This is a genomic window from Saccharophagus degradans 2-40, assembly GCF_000013665.1.
Classification (GTDB): domain Bacteria; phylum Pseudomonadota; class Gammaproteobacteria; order Pseudomonadales; family Cellvibrionaceae; genus Saccharophagus; species Saccharophagus degradans.
Map to the genome: position 1 here is coordinate 3,721,319 of NC_007912.1, position 22,189 is coordinate 3,743,507.

At 43.8% G+C, this 22,189-nt stretch carries 17 protein-coding genes; 4 read left to right on the forward strand and 13 right to left on the reverse strand.

Going from position 1 to position 22,189, the window contains the following annotated elements; translation table 11 throughout:
- Nucleotides 1–282: 282 nt before the first annotated feature.
- Nucleotides 283–1,152 (reverse strand): hypothetical protein, encoded by an 870-nt coding sequence (locus SDE_RS15320; protein WP_143710905.1) that lies wholly within the window; start codon nt 1,150–1,152, stop codon nt 283–285.
- Between the two features lie 218 nt (nt 1,153–1,370).
- Complete coding sequence (locus tag SDE_RS15325; protein WP_011469404.1) at nt 1,371–1,850, reverse strand: glutathione peroxidase; 480 nt, start codon at nt 1,848–1,850, stop codon at nt 1,371–1,373.
- A 449-nt stretch (nt 1,851–2,299) separates the two neighbouring features.
- On the opposite strand from SDE_RS15325, the gene SDE_RS15330 reads away from it, so the two are divergent.
- Together SDE_RS15330 and SDE_RS15335 are read left to right on the forward strand one after the other, a co-directional pair.
- A complete protein-coding gene (locus tag SDE_RS15330; RefSeq protein ID WP_011469405.1) occupies nt 2,300–2,656 on the forward strand; it encodes a hypothetical protein in 357 nt (118 codons plus the stop codon).
- A 104-nt stretch (nt 2,657–2,760) separates the two neighbouring features.
- Nucleotides 2,761–3,387, forward strand: a complete 627-nt coding sequence (locus SDE_RS15335) for an SGNH/GDSL hydrolase family protein (protein ID WP_011469406.1) — start codon at nt 2,761–2,763, stop codon at nt 3,385–3,387.
- 125 nt (nt 3,388–3,512) lie between these two features.
- Here SDE_RS15335 and SDE_RS15340 read toward each other — a convergent pair whose 3' ends face one another.
- From SDE_RS15340 to SDE_RS15350, 4 genes are all read right to left on the reverse strand, one after another.
- Nucleotides 3,513–5,372, reverse strand: coding sequence for an endo-1,4-beta-xylanase (locus tag SDE_RS15340; protein WP_011469407.1), 1,860 nt, complete (start codon nt 5,370–5,372; stop codon nt 3,513–3,515).
- A gap of 518 nt (nt 5,373–5,890) precedes the next feature.
- Nucleotides 5,891–7,705: a beta-galactosidase GalB gene (galB, locus tag SDE_RS15345; RefSeq protein ID WP_011469408.1), complete on the reverse strand. Its 1,815-nt coding sequence runs from the start codon at nt 7,703–7,705 to the stop codon at nt 5,891–5,893.
- 23 nt (nt 7,706–7,728) lie between these two features.
- Nucleotides 7,729–8,658 carry a sugar-binding domain-containing protein gene (locus tag SDE_RS23110; protein WP_011469409.1) on the reverse strand — a complete coding sequence of 310 codons (930 nt, stop codon included), beginning with the start codon at nt 8,656–8,658 and terminating at the stop codon, nt 7,729–7,731.
- Between the two features lie 350 nt (nt 8,659–9,008).
- Nucleotides 9,009–10,190 carry a pentapeptide repeat-containing protein gene (locus SDE_RS15350; RefSeq protein WP_011469410.1) on the reverse strand — a complete coding sequence of 394 codons (1,182 nt, stop codon included), beginning with the start codon at nt 10,188–10,190 and terminating at the stop codon, nt 9,009–9,011.
- A 690-nt stretch (nt 10,191–10,880) separates the two neighbouring features.
- On the opposite strand from SDE_RS15350, the gene SDE_RS15355 reads away from it, so the two are divergent.
- Nucleotides 10,881–12,572 (forward strand): carbohydrate-binding module family 20 domain-containing protein, encoded by a 1,692-nt coding sequence (locus tag SDE_RS15355; protein ID WP_011469411.1) that lies wholly within the window; start codon nt 10,881–10,883, stop codon nt 12,570–12,572.
- A gap of 192 nt (nt 12,573–12,764) precedes the next feature.
- Here SDE_RS15355 and SDE_RS15360 read toward each other — a convergent pair whose 3' ends face one another.
- The 4 genes from SDE_RS15360 to SDE_RS15375 all read right to left on the reverse strand — a co-directional run bounded on the left by SDE_RS15360 (nt 12,765) and on the right by SDE_RS15375 (nt 17,857).
- Entirely contained in the window at nt 12,765–15,128 is a 2,364-nt protein-coding gene (locus SDE_RS15360) for a beta-propeller domain-containing protein (protein ID WP_011469412.1), read from the reverse strand.
- 515 nt (nt 15,129–15,643) lie between these two features.
- Nucleotides 15,644–16,075, reverse strand: coding sequence for a YqaA family protein (locus SDE_RS15365; RefSeq protein WP_011469413.1), 432 nt, complete (start codon nt 16,073–16,075; stop codon nt 15,644–15,646).
- Between the two features lie 73 nt (nt 16,076–16,148).
- Nucleotides 16,149–16,862, reverse strand: coding sequence for a gamma-glutamyl-gamma-aminobutyrate hydrolase (locus tag SDE_RS15370; RefSeq protein WP_011469414.1), 714 nt, complete (start codon nt 16,860–16,862; stop codon nt 16,149–16,151).
- A complete protein-coding gene (locus SDE_RS15375; RefSeq protein ID WP_011469415.1) occupies nt 16,859–17,857 on the reverse strand; it encodes an amidoligase family protein in 999 nt (332 codons plus the stop codon). Before SDE_RS15375 ends, SDE_RS15370 begins: the two co-directional genes overlap by 4 nt.
- Before the next feature lie 264 nt (nt 17,858–18,121).
- Between SDE_RS15375 and SDE_RS15380 the strand changes: the two genes are divergently transcribed.
- A complete protein-coding gene (locus SDE_RS15380; RefSeq protein ID WP_011469416.1) occupies nt 18,122–19,099 on the forward strand; it encodes a transposase in 978 nt (325 codons plus the stop codon).
- 537 nt (nt 19,100–19,636) lie between these two features.
- Here the strand turns inward: SDE_RS15380 and SDE_RS15385 are convergent.
- The 3 genes from SDE_RS15385 to SDE_RS15395 all read right to left on the reverse strand — a co-directional run bounded on the left by SDE_RS15385 (nt 19,637) and on the right by SDE_RS15395 (nt 21,957).
- Complete coding sequence (locus SDE_RS15385; protein WP_011469417.1) at nt 19,637–20,182, reverse strand: hypothetical protein; 546 nt, start codon at nt 20,180–20,182, stop codon at nt 19,637–19,639.
- A gap of 49 nt (nt 20,183–20,231) precedes the next feature.
- Nucleotides 20,232–21,077 carry an abortive infection system antitoxin AbiGi family protein gene (locus tag SDE_RS15390; protein ID WP_011469418.1) on the reverse strand — a complete coding sequence of 282 codons (846 nt, stop codon included), beginning with the start codon at nt 21,075–21,077 and terminating at the stop codon, nt 20,232–20,234.
- A gap of 691 nt (nt 21,078–21,768) precedes the next feature.
- Nucleotides 21,769–21,957: a hypothetical protein gene (locus SDE_RS15395; protein ID WP_041324766.1), complete on the reverse strand. Its 189-nt coding sequence runs from the start codon at nt 21,955–21,957 to the stop codon at nt 21,769–21,771.
- Nucleotides 21,958–22,189: the final 232 nt, after the last annotated feature.

The following is a 22,189-nucleotide window of genomic DNA, read 5'->3' on the forward strand; positions in this document are numbered from 1 at the left end:
CGAAAAAACGTACAAACAGGAGTTAGGACCTAGAAATACCGCGTTTTGCGAAGTTTGTACCTCGCATATACGTCAATTAGCACCTAATGCATTTATTGCGAAATAGTGGCTTAGATGCCATAAACAAAAACGAATTAATGAGGGCTGTGCAACCACACATAAATAAACTGAAGAGGGTTAAATAATGCTAAGTAAGCAGGGGATTCAAGGCGTGCCACAAGAATGGTACCGTTTGTGCGCCCAAAGCTCTGGCACTACCCTAGAAGTAGAATAGTGTTACAACTAATAGATGCCAATTAAAGCTAGAAAGTTTTCAAGCCCTGGCGGCACACTGTTATCGTACTCCCCCACACCTAAGCGCTGCCGCTCATTGGATAGCTCAGCGTAAATAGCCGCCCCCTGAGATTGAATAGTCGCTCTATCCGCTGGCGAAATAGTAAAAGCAGACTTAGCTATGCGCGCATCAATCAATTGAGTAACAGCCTCGCCGCCGCCCCTCATTTTTATAAATTCATACCAGCTTAGCGACAATAAAAAGTCCAGTTTGGCCAATTCACTATTCCCCCCATTAGGGTTTGCAAGTTCAAATTCAGATTGCGTGGAATATAAATCCGCCTGCACCTGAGCAAAGCTAATAGACCCATAAACAATTGACTTAAGTACTGCATTTTTAAATTGATCGTAGTCTTTTTCTGCGTACTGGCCAGCCAGCACAGCTAACGCAGCTAAGTCTCCATCGTTACCTAGCGCCTGCAATACTTCTTCAGGGTAATTTCGATACATTTCCAGCACATCTGGCGGAACATAGCCGCGAGATGTTAAAAACTCTATGGATTCCTCGACCTCATTTCGAGTAGCGAACCCAGCCAGCTTTCTATTTATATCTTCATCCGTCAGGCTGTTTGTGGTTGGGTCAAAACTCGGCTCTTGGAGGGGTATATGTTTTGGCGGTGTATGAGGCACTTCGCTTTTAAATGCAGCGGCACTTGCTAGGGTTTTTAAATCACCAGTAGCTGACTGCAAACCGGTTGCCTGTAGTATTAAAGCTGCGACAAACACGACTAAAACGGCGGCTACGATTAGCAATGTTACTGGTAAAGCGCCCATCTTCGTCGAATAGGCCGTTAAAAACGCTAATTTTTGAGCTTTCAATTTCACTGTCCTTTTAATTTTTTATAGCATCCTTGTAGCTGCGGAATATGTGAGCCCGCACCGAGACTAGCGATATTAGGCACCATTCGCCCAGCATGCAACCGATTACATTCATACAGCAAAAAAAGGCACATTCGGGCTGAGTGTGCCGCCGGTATTGAGAAGGTGTGCTCTTTGCATTACCCCATCGTATTAGGCCATTGTATTAGACTACCACACTAACCTAACGCTTTTTTTACCGCCCCTTCCATAGAGGCAGGCTTAGTAAATGGCGCGAAGCGTTTAATGGGCGTGCCGTCTTTACCAATTAAAAACTTGGTAAAGTTCCACTTTATATTGTTGCCCATAAAGCCCGGTAGCGCGGTTTTTAAATACCTATACAACGGGTGAGTATTGGCACCGTTCACGTGTATTTTTTCGGTAATTAGAAAATCCACCCCGTAGTTAATTAAGCACCCTTCAGAAATAGCCTTGGCATCCCCCGGTTCTTGCTTGCCAAACTGATTACACGGGCAACCTATTATCACTAGCCCTTCGCTGGCGTATTGCTGGTGAAGCTGCTGTAAACCTTCGTACTGCGGTGTAAAGCCGCACTTGCTTGCCGTATTAACAATTAACAGGGCCTTGCCCTTAAAGTCGCTAAAACCTATCAATTGGCCTTGTAGGCTCTGTATGTTTATATCGTAAATTGAAGCCATTTTGGTGCGTGCCTATAGTATTAATTGCTGTAAAAACGCAAGACTAACATAACGCGTTAATCGATCCATTACTCTTTACCCACAAACAAGTACCGCGTTACTATTTTGGCCAGCTCATAGCCATGCAGCACCAACATAATAAGGGCCAGCGCCCAGCTACACTTCCAAACACATCGTTTAAATACTTAATTGTAGAGAGCACGTTATGAAAAGTGTAAACACAAGCAGCGCCGCAACTAGCCAGAACTTTCTTGGACATAATTTTCTTGGACACGCACAATAGCATTTTTTAATGAGCATCTTGGGTGAGCTTACTCGTCACGCTCACCGCGCAGTTAGCACATAGCAGTAGCGCATAGTTAATGTAAAGCTAACGTAAACTTAACCCGCTTTGCGTTACGCTATGCGCACCAACGCTTCCCAAAACGCAATTATTAAGTGGCTAAAATATGAAACCTTACCCCTACTCTAAACCGACGCCAACATTAAATTGGCTTAAGCCTTGCGCCACTTTATTTCTATTTGCTTTCACAATATTTGTTAGTGCGGCGGCAATTAGCGCAAGTGGCGAAGCAGCTACCAAAAACAAAGTGTTATATATTGGCCGCTTCGACCACACTATACCAAACCAAACCCGTTTCACTTGGCCCAATTCTGCCATTGCGTTTCGGTTTGAGGGCACACAAGCCAGCATTGCTATAGCCAGCCCCAATAAAATGCGTTTTCAAGTAAATGTAGATGGCAAAATTAAAGATCTATTTGTAAAAGCAGGCGAGCACCAATACACGCTGGCAAACACACAGTAACGCTTACTCGCTTAAGCGAATCGTTTACCGGCATTGCAGCCATTACATCGGCGCCAATAGTAGACGGCATACTACTAGCGCCGCAAAGCCCCGCGAAAAACAAATTGCTTGTTATAGGCGACTCTATTACCGCAGGTTACGGCGTAGAAGGTGAAAGCGAACAGTGTGGTTACAGTATAGAATCCAGCAACGCGCAAAAGACTTACGCGGCAATTACAGCCAACAACTTAAACGCTAGCTTGCACACATTGGCGTGGTCCGGCATTGGTGTTTGGCGATCTTACGGCGAACAAAAGCCAGTAAACCCCACTATTACCGTGCGCCAACAACGTGCACTAGCAGACGACCCCAACAGCAAATGGAACAGTGCGCTATACCAACCTAACGCAATTTTAATAAATATTGGCACCAATGATTTCTGGGAATTTAAAAAACCAAATATTGTGGCCGAACAGTATAAAAAGCACTTACAAAAACTTATAAATACACTGCGGCAAGATTACCCAACCCAGCCCTATTATTTAATAGTAAGCCCTATGCTGGGTGGCGAAAAACGGGATTCACAAAAACAAATACTGGCGAGCTTCACCAATAGCAATATTGCCGTATTAGATTTAGGGAAAATAGAACCCGAAGATGGCCTGGGCTGCCACTACCCCCCAAACCTAACCACTCAACACCGGCTAGCCACAAAACTTACAACGCGCCTAAAAGCCGATTTAAACTGGTAAGCATAAATTACAAACCACTCATTCAAATATAAGAAACCGTACAAAAAAAAGCCCCGCCCAAACACTACTATTCGGGCGGGGCTTATCTTTACTAGAAATTAGCAATTACAGTTTCGAGTTAGAACCTATTCTGTAAGCGCCTCTGCCACGCCATAGAATGCTTCTTTTTCTACATAGGGGCCATTAGCTGGGCCACTAAATAATAGCGGCCAATCATCAGCGCCTTGACGATTATCAAAATCTAACAACCAGCTATCACCATCCCATATACCCCATACGGTTAAGCCCCCGCGCAAATGCGCTGGCACAACAGTCAAGTAGGTTTTTACAATGGATTTATAACGCGCCTTTTGCAACGCAGCGGCTTGTGACGTGTAAGTTGAATATTGCGGGAATGAACCACTGCCATAAGGGTTATTAATAGGCACATCCAGCTCAGTAATTTTTACCTTTAAGCCGCGATCCACAATAGCTTGGAAAGCCGCAGCAATATTGCTGGTGCTGGGCCAATCAATTTGCACGTGCATTTGAAAGCCCACACCATCGATAGGCACATTGTTCGCTTGCAAGTCATCGACTAATTGCAACAAGCAATTTAACTTATTGGCATTGCCACCTTCGGTATCGTAATCGTTGTAATACAACTCTACGCTAGGGTCTGCTGCTCGGGCCGCGCGGAACGCATTGGCAATATAAGCTTTACCTAAACGCTGGTAAAACAAAGAGTTGCGATAACAACTAGATTGGCTCTCATCGATAGCTTCGTTTACCACATCCCAGCTTACTACTCGGCCTTCAAAATGATCGGCAATAGTGGTTACGTGGGTATCCATCATAGACGCAAAATTACCGCTGTAATTATTCATCCAATTTGGTACTTGGTAATCGGAATGCCAAATAAAAGTATGGCCGTGCACACTTACGCCGTTGCTATTTGCCCAGTTAACCATGGCATCCGCTTGACTAAAGGTGTAGCTATTTTCGGATGGGTGCAAGTAACTCATCTTCATAATGTTACCGGCTGTAATTTGGTCGAAGTGTTTTTTAACAGTTGCCTCTTTCGCAGCAATAGATAAAAAGCTACGGCTCTCATTACCCGCAGTTACAGCAACGCCAATGGGGAAATCTGCCAAGGTATATAAGTTTGCAGCAGAACCGCTAGAGCTAGAACTACTTGAAGAAGTAGAACTTGTGCTTGATGAACTAGAACTAGTAGACGAGCTTGAACTGCTAGACGAGCTTGAACTGCTAGACGAGCTCGAACTAGAGGAACTTGAAGAGCTGCTAGAACTAGACGGACAACTATTTACCACCCCACCCGCATTAGACGGTTGCGATTCGCACGTTGCTCGGCCGATACAACTTTGGTTGTTTTCCCAACCCCAACCACTATTTTGGTTATTGCATAAAGGGCGAGGCGCATCTTGATACCACTTACACATTTCTACACAGTTTGCGCCCGATGAACTGGAAGAGCTGCTAGATGACGAGCTTGAAGTGCTAGACGAGCTACTCGATGAACTCGAACTGCTGCTAGAACTAGAGCTGCTAGACGAAGAACTAGAGCTTGAGCTGGAAGAGCTAGACCCTGTAGCACATACAGCCCCCGTTACCGCTGGTGTTTCTGCCGCGCCATTAGCCGTGCCTTGAAAACCAAATTCCACCGACTGCCCAGGTTGAATACCGCCGTTCCAACCAATATTGCTGGCGCTATAAGGGTTATTGCCAGACAGCGTAGCGTTCCATGAATTTGTTACACGGTTGCCATTAGCGTATTGCCAGTTAACCGCCCAACCGTTTACTGCGCTACCGGTATCGTTTGTTATGCGAATACTCGCGGTAAAACCCGAACCCCACGAATTGGTTACGGTGTATTCACAGGCTGCACTTGCAGTTTGCGCTGCGAGTACAAGTCCGGTGCTTATACTTATTATGCCCACGGTACGCGCCAAGGCGCCGTGGATAGATTGACGTAGCTTGATCATAAGAGATCCTCACAAACATGATTATTTGACCGAAAACACGCCACACATTAAATGCTACAACTGACAATTTCGGCTTATGGTTATATAAGTAGGCGCTAGGGAATAACGAATAATTTAGTACCCAATGAGCAGGTATAAATTAACAACGGATCGAATTACCAAGTGGAGCCCACTTGTTTTTTAACGTTTAAGCAAAAGCGCAAACATTAAAACTGGCTTTATGTATTTATTATTGTAAAAGCGTAATACGTAGGTAGTAGGTATAGAAACACACATATAGTCACGCAGACCATAGCATGCAGACATTATAAGCCTAAGCAGGCAAATACGGTAGCCCAACCAATAAAATTGTGAACTAATAATTGAAATAAACGGTGGAAAAGATAAACACTAAACAATAGCAAGTGACAACTAGTGGACTAGAGCGCACCTCTTGTCCACTAGCCCACTTTGTTTTCGGCTTGCCCCATTATGGAGTCGATTTGTTAATGGGTTTTTAATGAATAGTTAATGGGTAGTTAATGAGTTGTTATTACCGTTTGTGCAGCTTTTAGCCCTGCCCCCGTAACATTTAAGGTAAGCGCACCCGGCTTACCCGCAACACCACGAACAATAACCAAACACTTACCGTTAAAAGCATTGCGGGTATGCGAAGTAAAAGACGTTAAATCCGTCGGGTCACCGTTATCCGTGGCCACAATTTCCCCAGGGCCAGCTAGGGTAAAGCTTAATGGATTATCGGCAGTGGGCACGTTTGTGGCATCGGCATCTTGCACATCTACGGTTATAAACGCGAGGTCTTTGCCATCCGCTCGAATTCTGGTTCTATCTCCGGTTAACTGTAATTGGCTAGCACTGCCAGTAGTGGCAACAACAGATTGCGCCCATTGCTTACCATTTTTATAGGCCACCACTTTTAATGTGCCGGGCTGATAAATAACGTTGTCCCAACGGATGCGAAATGCATTTTTGCCTTTTATTTTTCTACCTAGCGATTTACCGTTTAGGAATAATTCAGCTTCATCCCCAGATGTAAATACATGCACAGGTGTTACTTCGCCAACTCGATTGGGCCAATTCCAGTGAGGCAGAATATGGGCCATGGGTAAATCTGGTCGCCAGTGCGCTTGGTACAAATAAAACCGATCTTTTTTAAACCCCGCCAAATCAATTACACCAAAATACGAGCTGCGCGCGGAATAGTAAGGGGTGGGTTCGCCCAAATAATCCCAACCGCTCCACACAAAACCTCCAGCCACATAAGGGTGATCAGCAAGGGAACCCAGCACTTTATCGGCAGAAGAACCAAACGGCGCGGTATACAGCTCGTAGGCGCTTACGTGCGCAGAATTAGGGTCACCACCGGCACCATCTGCTACTGGTGCACTTGCACCTGCGGTTACCGGAAAAAAGTATTCCCCCCGCGAACTTACTGCGGCCGCGTTCTCGCTACTTATTATTACTTTATTTGGATAAGCCTCGCGAAACTTGGGGTAAAGCGGCGCGGTGCGAATACCTTTTAAGTGCACGTATTCAGGTGCATTGCGAATACCTTCGCCTTGATAATTCAAATTGATCATATCCATAACCGGCGGCAACGCCATACCCGGCTTGGCAAAATTAATAGAAACCGAAGTGGGTCGAGTTGGGTCTTCACTTTTTGCAATATCATGCAGTCGTTTTGCAACTGCTGCGCCAGCTTCGCCGGTATATTGCTCGCCTACTTCGTTGCCTAGGCTCCAGCCTATTACCGATGGGTGGTTGCGATCGCGGCGAATAAAATTTCGCACATCTGGTTCCGACCATTCGGGAAATATAAGGTGAAAGTCGAGCGGTGTTTTTTTGCGCTCCCAAGAGTCGAATATTTCGTCGATAACTAAAAAGCCCATTTTGTCTGTTAGGTCTAGCAACTCTTTCGCTGGCGGGTTGTGCGCCATACGAATGGCATTTACGCCCATCTCCTGCAATAACTCTAATTGGCGCTCCGCTGCACGCACATTAAATGCTGCGCCCAACGCACCTAAGTCGTGATGTTGATTTACCCCTTGAATATAAACAGGCTCACCGTTAACCACCACGCCGCGCTCGGGGTCAAACGCTATATCGCGTATGCCGAAAGTGGTTTGGTAATTATCTACAACAATACCCGCTTGCATTATTTGCGATACGGCCAAATACCGCTGCGGTTTTTGCGTGGGTAACGGGCCCCAAAGCTTTGGGTTATTTATTGTAGCGTTAGCCGTTACCGTTACATTTTTTTGCGCTGGTACGGCAACGGCGGTTTCGGTTAACGTAGCAATGGCTACACCGGTTTTATTATTGGATGCATCCAACTCGAATATACGGGTTGTTACATCTACATGTGCCTGGCTGCGATTGTGCTGCGATTGTGATTATTTATTTTTACCGAAACATTTACTTGCGCTTGCTGCGCCGAAACAGCTGGTGTTGTGATATGCGTACCCCATTGGGCAACATGCACTTTAGATGTTTTGGTAAGCCACACATTGCGATACAAACCGCCACCGGGGTACCAACGCGACGAATGCGGCGGATTATCTACACGAATAGCCAATTGATTGCGTCTGCCCGGCAAAATGTACGGTGTTAAATCTACTCGCCACGAAGCATACCCATAAGGCCAACCGCCCACCAATTGGCCATTTAGCCACACCATCGCATAAGACATAGCCCCATCTACATCCAAGAAAATAGCTTTGCCAGCATCTTCTGCCGGTATATCTAAACCTTTGCGATACCACGCCACACCGGGGCTAGGTAAACGCCCCATTCCACCGCCCACTTCGGCATCCCACCCCGCCATAAATGGGCCAGCAATTGCCCAGTCGTGCGGTACGTTAACCTGCTGCCAAGCACTGTCATCAAAACTAGATTGCACATAGGGAAATTCGCTACCGGGGTTTGATGGCGGGCGCTGGTAATGGTGTTTAGGGTCTGCAATAAAATCGTTAGCTGTAGGTAGAATCCACGCTTTAAGCACCTGCTCATTGGCCACAAGATCTATCGCTTCGGTGGGCATGGCATCGGCTGGGCGAGCATCCTCGGCACTTTCTACTTCTGGCCTTACGTCATAAATAAGGTTATCTACAACGTCGCCTTGCTGGTATTTTTTAAATGCCCAGCCAGTATCTAGTAACACGCGTTCACGCGGGTTTTCTGGCTGGGTGGCGTGGTCTACGCTTGGGGCCATGCCACTTCGGCAGGCAAGCAGAGCACCGCATACCGCTAATATTACGCCCCATACTGCTATTCGAGAACAAGCCATAGATAACCTATTGAAGATGGTTTTATTTATTTCCCCAATATGTACAACGTGTTAATCGTTATAGCGCTAACGGCCCTATATGCGGTATTTACGGGCTTGCAGCAGGCCCAATAAATAGTATTAACACACCATATGGTATTTATGACCATTTTATGCAAGAGCTGCATACAAGTAAACATGCGCGTGCAAGTAATATTGCGTTAACAACATAAAAGTAAGCAATAGCGGTATGTTTAATTTGTAATTAAATGGATAGACGAACAAGAATTGAAGTGTGCGCCCAAGCGGAGGGCTTACCTAAAGTAACGAAATAGAGACAAGTGATGTATATGGAAACTATCCACACAAGCCTACCAATCATCCTCTGCACGCATTTGATTAATACTTTCGGCAACAGCATTTGCAACATGTATTATGTCGACATCTAGCTGTGCCAATAGATGGTGAATATCAGTGTATTTGAAGGGTTTTATCACCCAGGGGTATTTTTTTAAATCTTTTGCCATGGCATAAGGCGCGTGCGGCTCTTGAATAATTAGCCGAATGGGCACTGCTACATCGGGCGCAATAGCTTGCAGCTCTTGAGGGATACTTGAGGGCTCTGTTAGATCTGCAATTACAAACCTAGATATTCTAGCAAGCAGGGTAATAGTTTCTGTAATGTCTCGGGCTTCAGCTTGGTCGAAATCAAAAATGACTGGCACAAGATTGCGGCTGCGAAGCTCTACTTTTAGTGCATCTAGCACCGCTTTGCGCTCGGGCTTAAATCGCCCCAGTAGCAAAACAACCTTACGTGTAACCGTATCTAGCACATCGCGAATTTCTGGGTTGTTTACTAGCAGGTAAATAAACTGCGCTACGCGAATATTATCGGTAGTAATACTAGGTGTGTGCTGAGGGGTTACTATTAAGTCGGTTGACGAAGCCGGCTGGCCGCGTAAATCCCACGCAGAAACACCATATACATGTGCGCCATCCAGCTTTGCGCCTTCTACATTGGCGCCCACCATATTTGCATACTCTAATATAGCACCACGCAAATCAGCGCCCTTTAGGTTAACCCCGGCCAAGTTCGCTCGAGAAAAATCCGCCCCCTGCAAATTAGCACCACTCAGGTTTACGCCCATTAAATTTGCGTCTAACAACCGTATATGGGGTAAATCTGCATCACATAGGCTAGCGCATTCTAATTGCGCCCCCTTCATTGCAGACCAAGTAAGGTAGTTTTGGGTAAACCGAACGCGGTCCATCTTCGCGCCCCGCATATCTACATATCCTAAGCACACATCCTCAAACGTTGCATCGCATAAATCTATAGCTGGCACAGTTAATGAGCGAACGTAATCGCCCTTACTCCACAAACCAACCTTACCATTATTGGCGCCACCTTCACCCGCATTGCCACGCTGAACAAACGCCATTTGTTTGCCAGCTTTGTATGTATGCCACTGCTTTATTGCACTCTCGCGCTCTTCGCTGCGAATAGGCGAACGCACTAACTCTTCAAAACGACTAGCGTCTTCGGTGTTCATATCGCACCCCTAAGTAATAATCAGTTTGATTATAGTTACCAGCAACAATTCACGAACAATTATGCGCTTAGAAAGCGCAAGTTGAATAGAGGTATAAAGCGACAATTATACCTAGCGCAGTTTTAAAAACTGGCCGAATAACGCCTACGAGGCATAAATTAAAAACCGCATTAAAGCAAGGCAGCCGTAATACGTTGTATCAACAGTAAAAAATACGTTCCACCTATGAAAATAACCTCGTAATAATTGCGTTTTCCTCTATCTAACACTCAACATCCATCTAGTTGATTCGTGCGACGAAATATCATATCCCTTTCCTTTTCCGTGTAAAAAACCGCACCGCATACGTATTCATTTGGCTTGCTTGCGCCCATCAGGATTAAGATAAACACCAACAACAATAACAAATGAAAAATAGATAAACCCAGTAAAACACACTGCAATAAAAATAATTTAAAGCATACGCTAAACCTAGGCTGACGCACGGCAGTGAAATTTACATATTTTTAAATCTATTAAGAACACTGATAAGCACTAACTGCGGACCTAAGCCAGCAGATGCAAACCTGCTAAGTAGCAATTTTTTTACCGAAGAAAAACTGGAGAGTTAAACCTTCACACCATTTCAATGCAGTTTGATATCTATCAATTTGAAATAACTACAACAATCAAAATTGAAAGGATTAAATAATGAGAAAACTCACGCAACTATTCATTTTTGCGGCAGCACTTTTTAGTATCTGTTCGCATGCTCAACCGCGAACCGCGTTCGTTCATTTGTTCGAATGGCAGTGGAACGATATTGCTAGCGAGTGCGAAAATGTACTGGGGCCAAAAGGCTATGCGGCAGTGCAGGTATCCCCACCCCAAAAATCGGTTAGTAGCAGCCAATGGTGGAGTCGTTACCAACCTGTTAGCTATGCCATAGAGGGCCGTTCTGGCAATCGCAACGAATTCGCCAGCATGGTAAGCCGGTGTAAAAATGCTGGGGTGGATATATACGTAGATGCCGTAATTAATCATATGGCTGCCGGCGGGCGCTATTACCCAGAAGTGCCTTACTACGCAGAGCATTTTCACACGTGCTACGGCCAAATTGATTACGGTAACCGCTGGCAGGTACAAAACTGTGACTTGGTAGGGCTAAACGATTTAGCAACAGAACAAGACTATGTACGCACAAAAATAGCCAATTACTTAAACGACTTAACTAACCTTGGCGTAGCTGGCTTCCGCTTTGATGCTGCGAAACATATCCCCGTGGGTGACATTGCTGCAATTAAAGCAAAACTTATTGGCAACCCGTATATATTCCAAGAAGTGATAGGTGCGCCGGGCGAGCCCATCCAACCATCAGAATATACCTACTTAGCAGACGTAACAGAGTTTAACTTTACCAAATCGGTTAGCCATTTTTTTAAAGGGCGCGGACCAATTAAAGAGTTAAAAAATATTGGTACTTGGGGCGGTTGGGTTGCAAGTGCAGACGCCGTAACCTTTGTTGCCAACCACGATAACCAGCGCCAGGATACAAACAACACCATTACCCATAAAGATGGTGATAACCGCAATACTATGGCGCACGTATTTATGCTGGGCTGGCCCTATGGGTACCCTAAAGTAATGTCTAGTTATGAGTGGTACGATCACGACCAAGGCCCTCCCGCCCACGGTGCTAGCAGCTGTAACAGCGGCTGGTTATGTGAACACCGCACGCCAGCTATCGCCAATATGGTTGCTTTTCGCAATTTCACTGCAGACGAATTTCGCGTAACCAACTATTGGGATAACGGCAACAATCAAATAGCTTGGGGCCGAGGCGGCAAAGGGTTTGTAGTTATAAATATGGAAGGCAACAATTTAACCCGTACATTTCAAACAGGGATGCCCGCTGGCCGTTATTGCGACATTATTTCGGGTAACTACAACGCGTCTAATAAAAGTTGTTCTGGCAATATTATAGATGTAGATAACAATGGCAACGCAGTAATCACCGCTTACTACCGCAACGGTGCCGCAATTCATGTAGGCGCTATTGTTGAAGACTGTGACGGTACAGATTGCTGCACAAACTGCCCAACAGAAAAAGTTGAAACCACATTTTCTTGCTCTAACGGTAGCACCTATTGGGGGCAAAGTGTGTATGTGATTGGCAACCAAGAAGAGCTTGGAAATTGGAACCCCGCACACGCAGTTAAATTAGACGCGAGCGCTTACCCAACGTGGACAGGCACGATTGAGCTTACCCAAAATACAGACGTAGAGTGGAAGTGCCTAAAACGTGACGAACAAACCCCCTCAAACGGCGTGGTGTGGCAAGGTGGCGCAAATAACCAATTTAATACTGGAACAACCAATGCGTACCCAACGGGAAGCTTTTAAATACGAAGAATTAAAATAAAAAGGTTTTACATAAGGGAATAAAGCAGGTGGCGTAAAATAATTTTACTCCACCTGCTATTTAACACTTACGTATATGCAAAAATAATTAGCCATAGAGCATATGCATTAAACGAAAGCTTTTACCTATTTCGGCCTAAGTGCCTAGGGCCGAGTAGCGCCTAAGCTACAAAACTATTGCGCCAAATAATTGATTAAGCTCGAAAACATGTGGTAATTATGCAAATAGTAAACAGCATCACCATCAATTACGCCACGATCATAGCGCACACTGGCCTCGCCGATATCAGTTTTTAGTATACCTAAGCGAGACAAACTAGCATCGGTGTTTGGCTGCGTTTCTATTTGGTAAACATACAACCCCGTATGGGTCCAACTATAATATTGGTTTAACGCATCGGTATTTGCCGGTCCAATTGGCTTATCATGCATTTTCACAGGAATAGCAAAACGAATACCGTTTTCATCATGGCTAAATGCAATACCACGGGCATCAAAACTAAGTGTCGTTGACGACTCGCGCTTACCTATTACTTCACTGCCTAAGCTGCGCAGGTTTGTAGGGTCACTCACATCAAACAGCTCCACTTTAACACCCTGAAACCAAGTTAAATTGCGCGCTTCGTCGAATATTGCATCTCGGCCCACGCCCAACAATAAATTCTCCCCCACTGGATGTAAGTAATCAGACACACCAGTAACCTCAAGCTCACCGGCAATGTAAGGGTCTGCTGGGTTAGAGAAATCAATAGCATATAACGGGTCAATTCTATCGAAAGTAACGACGTAAGCGTGATCACCAAAACTACGCATGGCATAAACAATCTCGCCCGGCTTACCAATAGAGGCTGGGCGTTCAGCATTTGGCAAGGTAGCTATAATGTCTAAACCTTCTGCAGAGCTTGGCGATTGCTTAATTACCGCAATACGATAGGGAGTAGCATCACTGTAATTGGACACTCTATACAAAACGCGCAATGCCCCGTCTTGCTCGCCAAAGCAATAAGATTGATTACTGCAAGCTATAAAACCCGGCAACTTAACACTACCCTTATAGCTAATTTCACTTTCTTGGGCATCATTTTTTAATGTGAATTTATGCACTTTTACCCCAGCATAAAATGCATTGGAGAAAGCATAAATTGCATCCGCAGAACTGTATATTTCTGTTGCCGAAGCAGGTAAACAACGCGAGCTAATTGCTAAGTTATTATCCAAGTCAATTTGAGTAATAACCAACAGTGACCCGGCATATACATCCACGCTTTCTGGCCACTCCGGTACGGTGCAGTCAGCAGCAGTAACCAAAGGCGTACCTACGCCATTTTCGTCGTAAACATGTGGCAATAAATCCGCAAGGGGCGCTTCATCTAAACGCTGTGCATTTTCCTCATTGCTCGCGCTGCTAGAAAAATCAAACCCTAAACGATTTAGGTTCGGGCTATAACGGCTGGCAATATATAATTTGCTACCAATACGTCTGCTCGATACTAAATCACCATCAAAAGTAATTCGCTCTGCCTCGTCCATTAATTCAGGGGTATCAATATTAGCAACAGAAATAGCTACCTTATTAGAAATTTGATAATAGGGGTAATAACCATACCCATAGCTCCAATAATAAGGCTGTGATTCTCTGGTGTTACTTACAATAGCTAATCTATTGCCTTGCGGTGTTTTGCGAAAGTAAGCACCAGAAACGTGAAGATAATTTTCTTCATAGGGCAACGTCACCTGCCCCACATGTTGAGTTGTTCCGGCTGCTGAATCTTTACTGTAGGCTTCAATCAACACTCCCTGTGTGTAATCGCCATACCCACCTGAACCGCTAGATGAAGCCGAACTAGAACTAGAGCCAGAGGTTGATGAGCTAGTGCCGGTAAAATATAAAGAAGAACGCACCACAAAGAAGTGGTTACCGTCGGATTCAATTATATCCGCCTCATCCACGCCATCTTCTTGGGTATTGGTAATATCATCAGGCTGAGTATCGGGCTCGGCCACGGGCGAACCAGAAGATGTACTCGATGCGCTAGAAGCACTGGATGAACTGGAAGAACTGGACGCACCGGAAGAGCTCGAAGAGCTAGATGAACCAGACGCCGAATTTGCAATGCGTAAATTTAAATGATTATGCACGCCCTGTTTTAAATAATCTTCGAGTGCAGTGTCATCATCTAGTGCGCCAACGAAACATTCAGGCAATTCAAACTCACCTGAATATGAGCCAACAAAACCAAAATGAGCAGATTGCCCCGCTGCCAAATTAGCGTTCCAAGCCACATTACTCGCGGTTAGCACATTACCGTCTACAGCAAGCTCCGCACTCCAACTATTGTTTATAGTTGGAGTGTTATCGAACAACAAAGCAACACTCCAACCCTCTTGCAGAGATTCACCCGCGTTAGTAACTGCAACATTAGCTACATAGCCATTGTTCCACACGCTGCCAGAAACAGCGCACGACACATCCGCATAGGTGTTAACGCCTAACACCATACCAAGCGGCGCTAAAATAAAATTTAATTTCCGTAACATAAGAAAGCTCCCGTAGGATATTTTAGTAAATTAATTAAATAAAACTAAAAGTCGATACGGATCGCAGCAATGCATTGAAATAAAGACTATCGCACACAGCTGGCCCGCAAACATGATTTACAAATGTTTATTATTAATATGGTAACTAGCTGTCCACACTGCCCTTTAGCAACAACAGTTACAGCAATAAAGCCCAAAACTTATAGTGGGCGAAATACCAAACCATGTATACAAGAGAGGTGGCGATACAGTGTATAGCACATTGAAGCGTACAACCAAATGAAGAGAGTGCCAACTTAATGAGTAAGAGAATTAAAAAAGGAACTACATGCCAAGTTGACTTATAGAACATAACAGAGAGGATTAAACGTATTTTTTAGCCACACGAAAGCGGCTTAACTAGCCAGCACAATAAAATTGTAACAATTAATAGGTACGCCAACCTTAAAAAAGCAAGTTAGCCTAGCAACGAGCGCAGTAATAACTTACCCATAATTACAAAATTAAGTGCTGTGCTAAAAATGAATTACACCCAAAGTAAGAAGTATAACAACAGCGTATCGAAGCCCCTTTCCAATAGCCGTTAACAGAAAAAACACCCAAAAGTTAACCCGCATCATACCCGCAATAAAAGTAAGCGCATCACCACCCAACGGCATCCAAGCAAGCAACAAACTCCACACACCATATTTTTGAAACCACGCCTGGTAGCGCGCCAACTGATCTAGCTTAAAAGGAAACCAACGCTTAGTTTGAAAACGCAAAAGATACTTGCCCAACAGCCAATTAACCACTGCCCCCAATGAATTGCCAGCAGTAGCAAACAACCACAACAAGGCGACATTCTTGCCATCTGCCAGCAGGGTAACGAGCAATATTTCGGAGTAAAAAGGGAAAATAGTGGCGGCAATAAAGGCGCTACCAAACAACAGCCAATAACTAAGCATAATATTTTATATCTATTTTTGTACCAATTTTAGAGTAAAGATAACCACATTTTTCTACAACCAAAACAGCGCCTTACTTTATGTGGTATTGATTGTAGTGTTCAGGCAGAAGCTTTTTACTCTGATTGCCCACCGCCGCAACTAACGCATGAAACAGTTTGCGCTGGCAAGAGCTATAAGGTAAATATTCTGGATGCCATTGCACGCCAATTATAAATGGCTTAGTTTGATGTTCAAATGCTTGAACAAAGTCATCTCCATCCACCGCTGCTACTTGTAGCTCACTTGAAAGCTTATTAACCGCCTGACTATGCAAACTATTAACACCAATTACGTCCTTTCCTAAAATAGCGGCTACTTGACTACTCGGTTGCAAATAGGCTTTTTTGATAACAAACGCACTATTTTTATTAGGCGTTTTTCTTCGAAGGGGTCGAATATCTTGAAATAAGCTTCCTTTTAACACCACATTAATTAATTGCGCACCACGGCATATTCCCAGAAGAGGAACCCCCGCTTGCAAAGCGGCTTTAATCATTGCTATTTCTAGACTGTCTCGCGCAGCATCATAGGTTGCCCCTGCATCCCCACTTTCACCATAGTGTTCTGGGTCTATATCGTCACCACCACCTATCACTACACCATCAACCGCTTGCAGTAATTTTGGTTGCGCCGGCGAAAGATAACAGCTACGCGCACCACATAACCGCAATATAAATTGGGTTGCCCACCAGCCAACCTTCAATTTCTTACTTGGCCCGGTTACGGCTATCAAGGGGCGCGTCATGTGTTTTCACCACTTTTCATAAATGCATTTAACGTTTCTAACCACTGGCCATCTATGCTTGCGGTTAAGCGATCTAAGTTAACCGAATATTTTTCACAAAGTTGATTCAACATAAGCGTATTACAGGCCAGCTTTTCCACCTGCAACCATAGCGACCATGGGTAATCGATATTCCAATTTGGGTTGTCTATATCACAATTTGGCAAACGATAATGAAATGTCGGGCGCGGTTTAATACGATCATCAGAGACTTTATTGCGCACCCTATTTTCATCTATAAACGCAAACAACGGCAGCATATCTAGGCTGCGATTTCGTGTTGGATTAAACGCTAAATAATCGTCTATTAACAGCTCGATTGTAGGCTTATAACTTGGCGCAAGTATGTGTCGAATATAATCATTTTTAAAATGCCGAATATAAGGCGATAACGTTCTTGTCCAGTTAATATCCTCTTTCGCTTTTATCCAATCATACAAGCAAAAATATGCTCGTAAATACTGCAGAATAGTCTCGGCACTTAAATCTGGCACATCGGGGTTCAAATGCAAGCCAAAAGCGAAGTGTACCGCATGGCGCGTGCCTAATGCCCCCGCCTGCTGCATGGAAGATATTAAAGGTAATAGCTTAGTTAAATTATTGATCTCTATAGGATCGGTTACCACCTCCCACGGCACAAACGCTTCTGCAGCTTTAGATAAAAGCGGCAACCCAAAAGCTTCGATGGTTTCATTAATGGGTTCACGCTCACTACGGCTTAAAGCCTCGCCTAACGCTTGCAATTGCGACGAGTCTAACTCCAACTTAAAGCTACCAAGCGATGTACCTGTAACCCTATACTCAAACATATGGGCTTCTTCTATTTCCCCACCATAGAGCGACGTAATAGCAGCCAATACATCCTGAGGTGGAACACCTGCAAACTCTACTTCCACGCCTACGCAACGAGGCTTGCCTGCATAGTTAGCAATAACGGGAGGTAATAAACTAGCCATTTAATTCACTCCTACATAGCGAATAGCAACATTATCATGCGAATGAAAGGTGTACGAGTTATTGGACCAAGAGACTTGGCCACAGCTTAGTAGAAATGCGAGTAACGCTGCACCACTGTAATTGGTATGAAGCCATCGCTGAATGTGTGCGGCCTAAGCTTGCCATTATAACCAGTTAAAACAAATTCAAGCCAATCAGCATATCAATTGACACCAGCCCAGCACGCCTGTATAAAACACTGTATATCCAACAGGAGGTTAGATATGCCCAAACCCAGAAAAATGCAGGTTTCGTTAGACGCCACACCTTATTATCACTGCACCTCACGCTGCGTGCGCCGTGCTTTTTTGTGTGGTTACGATGCCCTTACAAACACAGACTACGAACACCGCCGCCAATGGGTGGAAGATAGAATTCACCTACTAGCCGAAGTCTTTTGCTTAGATGTTTGCGCCTATGCGGTAATGTCTAATCACTTGCACCTTGTACTTCATATCAACCAACCAAAAGCGCTAGCACTTACCGCTAAAGAAGTATGCGCCAGATGGCACCGCATATATAAAGGCACACTACTTACCCAAAAGTACGAGAAAAACGAAAATTTAACAGACGTAGAGCTAGACGCAGTAGCCATAAAAACTGAGCTGTGGCGCGAACAGCTATTTGATATTAGCTGGTTTATGCGCGCCCTAAATGAACCCATTGCCCGCATGGCAAACGCAGAAGACCACTGCACTGGCAGTTTTTGGGAATCGCGCTTTAGCTCGCAAGCACTGTTAGATGAAAAAGCACTTGCCGCGTGCATGGCATACGTAGACTTAAATCCAGTGCGAGCCAAAATGGCCGATACGCCAGAAAACTCCGTACACACTTCTATTAAACTTCGTGTAGACCAAATAGCTTACAACCAAAACCAACCCAAAACCCTCTACCCTTTTGTGGGCAACCCACGCCAAACAATGCGCGACGGCCTACCATTTAAATTAAACGATTATTTAGAACTAGTAGATTGGACTGGGCGTGCGGTGCGATCGGATAAACGCGGTAACATTAGCCAGCACCTACCGCCAATTCTTACACTGCTAGGCATAGCGCCTGCTGAATGGCTAATTTTAACTACTCAATTTGAAAAACGGATTTCGACTTTTGCAGGTTCCGAAAATGCTATTCGGTTAGCAGCTGAAAATCTTGGTTATAAAAAGCCACCGGGTATCAGTTTGGCTAGAAGTTTGTTTGTATAACTCAGCGTTAGCGTAAAACACCCACTTCAATAATTTCGCTCGCCTAAAATTTGTGAAAACGATTAAAAATGCCGATATTTTGGGGTATTGGACATTTCACACTTCAACAAATACTTAAGCCAAACTCATAAGAATATGAAAACCGGCAATAGTGAAGATTTCCTTAACTACTGCCTGTCTCTAATTGTTCGCCTAAAATTTGCGAAAACGATATAAAATGCCAATATTTTGGGGTATTGGACATTTCACTTTCCAATCAAGATAAAAATCAAATAACCACAATAAAAAAACAGGCAGTAGCTAATATCCCCCTTAACTCATGCCTGTCTCTAATTGTTACCGCCCAATTCAAGAATTTCGCTCGATTAAAATTTGTGAAAGCGATTAAAAATCGCCGGTATTTAGGGGTATTGGACATTTCACTTTCCAACAAAAATATAAATCAAACTAACAGGAATAAAAAACAGGCAGTAGCTAATATCCCCCTTAACTCATGCCTGTCTCTAATTGTTGTCTTTGAGCGAATTGTTAGGAGCTTTAATCTGAGCTGGAGCCCACAAGAACATATATAGAGTCTCTAAACTTTAAAATATAGGAAAAATCCCAGTATATTGGGTAAAATGGATGTCCGCGCTGGAATGTAAAACTCTGAACATTACTAGCTTTGCGTAAACATACCCCCATTTTTTCGAGCAATAAACCCATAAGATATTTATGGTGTTCAGTTCCTACGAATTCCATATTTGGGTGAGAACTTTCTGTACCCTCATATGTGAGCGCTCTTTTAATAGCATCGAGAACCTCCTTGTTATTTGACTCGTAAATTTGTCCAACTTTCACACTGGAGTCGACAGCAGATCTAACAATATCTCCCCCGTTGTTCAGGCTGATATCTTTAACTAAAAAGAGCTTAATATCAGCCACATAGTTCAGTGCTAGACCATTTATCTTAAATAAGATTTCATCTAAATAAACTTCTAACTCTAAAATTTCATTCATATCTCTTTTGGCTTCTAACGTCCGGCTCACCAGCGCCCAAACCGGAGAGGCTTTTGTGGTAACGTGTAGCGCAGCGGAACCCACAAAAGCAGCGTAGGTTTGGGCGTCTGCGTGCAGCCGATTGTTAGAAGAATCAGTGTTCGATCAAGTCCTCCCAGCAAGCAACAACCAAATCTCTTGGTAAATTCATTTCCTTCAGGAATTTCTTGTAGAAATTGGTATTACCCTGTTTTTTAGGGACTATTATCATAGCAATGTCTTCAGGCTTAAACTTAAAGTTGCAGGTTGACCGCCACTCTCTTTCACAATAAATAGAATCAAACTCTGAGGTGTCAAATGTTTTAATGTATGCCATGAATGTTTCAAAGCTGCTTTCTATTTTAGAGTGACCTGACTCTATAAAGCTCAACGCGCTTAATATGTCAGACGCGTCAATGTATTCATCTAGTTCATGCTCTTCAATAATGCCATCAATCTGTCCCTGCAGACTATCAACTTCACTTTCAGCTTCATCCGTTAAGACATCATCAACTGAGTAGTAACCTTGATATATTGCATTAAGTAACGAGGTATCCTCTAGTGTATAAAGAACTGGATTAAAACCCGCCTTAACAATTGAATCTCGGTGAAATCCTATTGCAATTTTACCGTACCTATTCGAATGGTAGGCTAGATGTTGAAGCGGAATATCCGCAACACAACAAACAGGCTTAGATTTTACTGTTACTGGCACATTTTTTCGTATTTCGACCTTCTTTGTATCTAGATTATAACTACGCTTTTCGGGAACAATAACTTTAACAATCTCTTGATAATTACCGACCCTTAGCTCCTTTGAGTCAAGAATGGCTTTGAGGGCATTGTAACCTTGCGCCGCCGGCTTTAACTTTTTTAGTTGCTTATTTTTCTTAGAGTCCCATTGCGGACCTCCAGTGAAGTGCCAAAGAATTTTTGAAACTGTTCCCGGTCTGAAGCTCATAAAAGTCTGTTTCCTAGGCTAGATCTCTTCTAACGCAGAGCTAAACGGCGCACAAAGTGGAGCTGGTTTGTGCAACAATTTGCGAAGAAAATGCACAAACAAGCGGAGCTTTGGGCGTCCAGTGGAGGCCGCAGGCCGAAACGGTGTTTTAGCGTTTTGTTATGAGAGACCACTAACTGCACCTGCAACACCTTATTTTTTAATACCAACCAAATTGATTAGTAACCCATAGATGCTTTTGACCTTACTTAAAGCAGCGTTGCTCAAAAGCCAATAAAATAATACGAACCTGTAGACTATTTACCCAATAGGCACACACTTGATGACTAGTACCAACGAGGTTTAACTAATTTGTGTGTTTTTACAATTTAGTTAAACCGGATTAAAACTGCCAACCAAGGGCTACGAAAGCACGTTGTAAATGGCTTTAGCCTATTACTTTTCTAAATGAAATGAAAGTGGAAATCAAAGGGAGATAGCCATTCCATAGCACTTAGAAATACAATTCCAATTTAGGCCTTGAAATTGACCTTGGCGATACCTAGCTGGTAGCTCATAACGCATAGCTAAACGGCGCACAAAGTGGAGCTGGTTTGTGCAACAATTTGCGAAGCAAATGCACAAACAAGCGGAGCTTTGGGCGTCCAGTGGAGGCCGCAGGCCGGAACGGTGTTTTAGCGTTTGGTTATGTTTACTTAGAGCTTTCATAGATTTCCATACTGTCGAAATATTGAAACCATATTTTTCTTTTAATTTTTTCAGATAGAATAAAATACCCAACCAACACACCAATCAGACCAGCTGAGATTAATAAAACCAGTCCGAACATTTCAGGAGCGTCAAGTGACCAAAAAAACTCACTCACCCATTCGTTATTCATAATCAGAATTACTAGAAATATGAATATGCTGCTTTCGATGCATTTCCAAACAACTAATCCAAATGGAATTTTAGGTTTATTATTTAACATAGCACTCAAACATTAATGGATAAACATAACATTTTAATATATGTCATTGGCATATATACCCATATGCCTAAATACAGACATTATGGGTAAAATTAGTTGGTAAATCTATTAAGACGCCCCAAAAAAGAGGATTGGAGCGCCA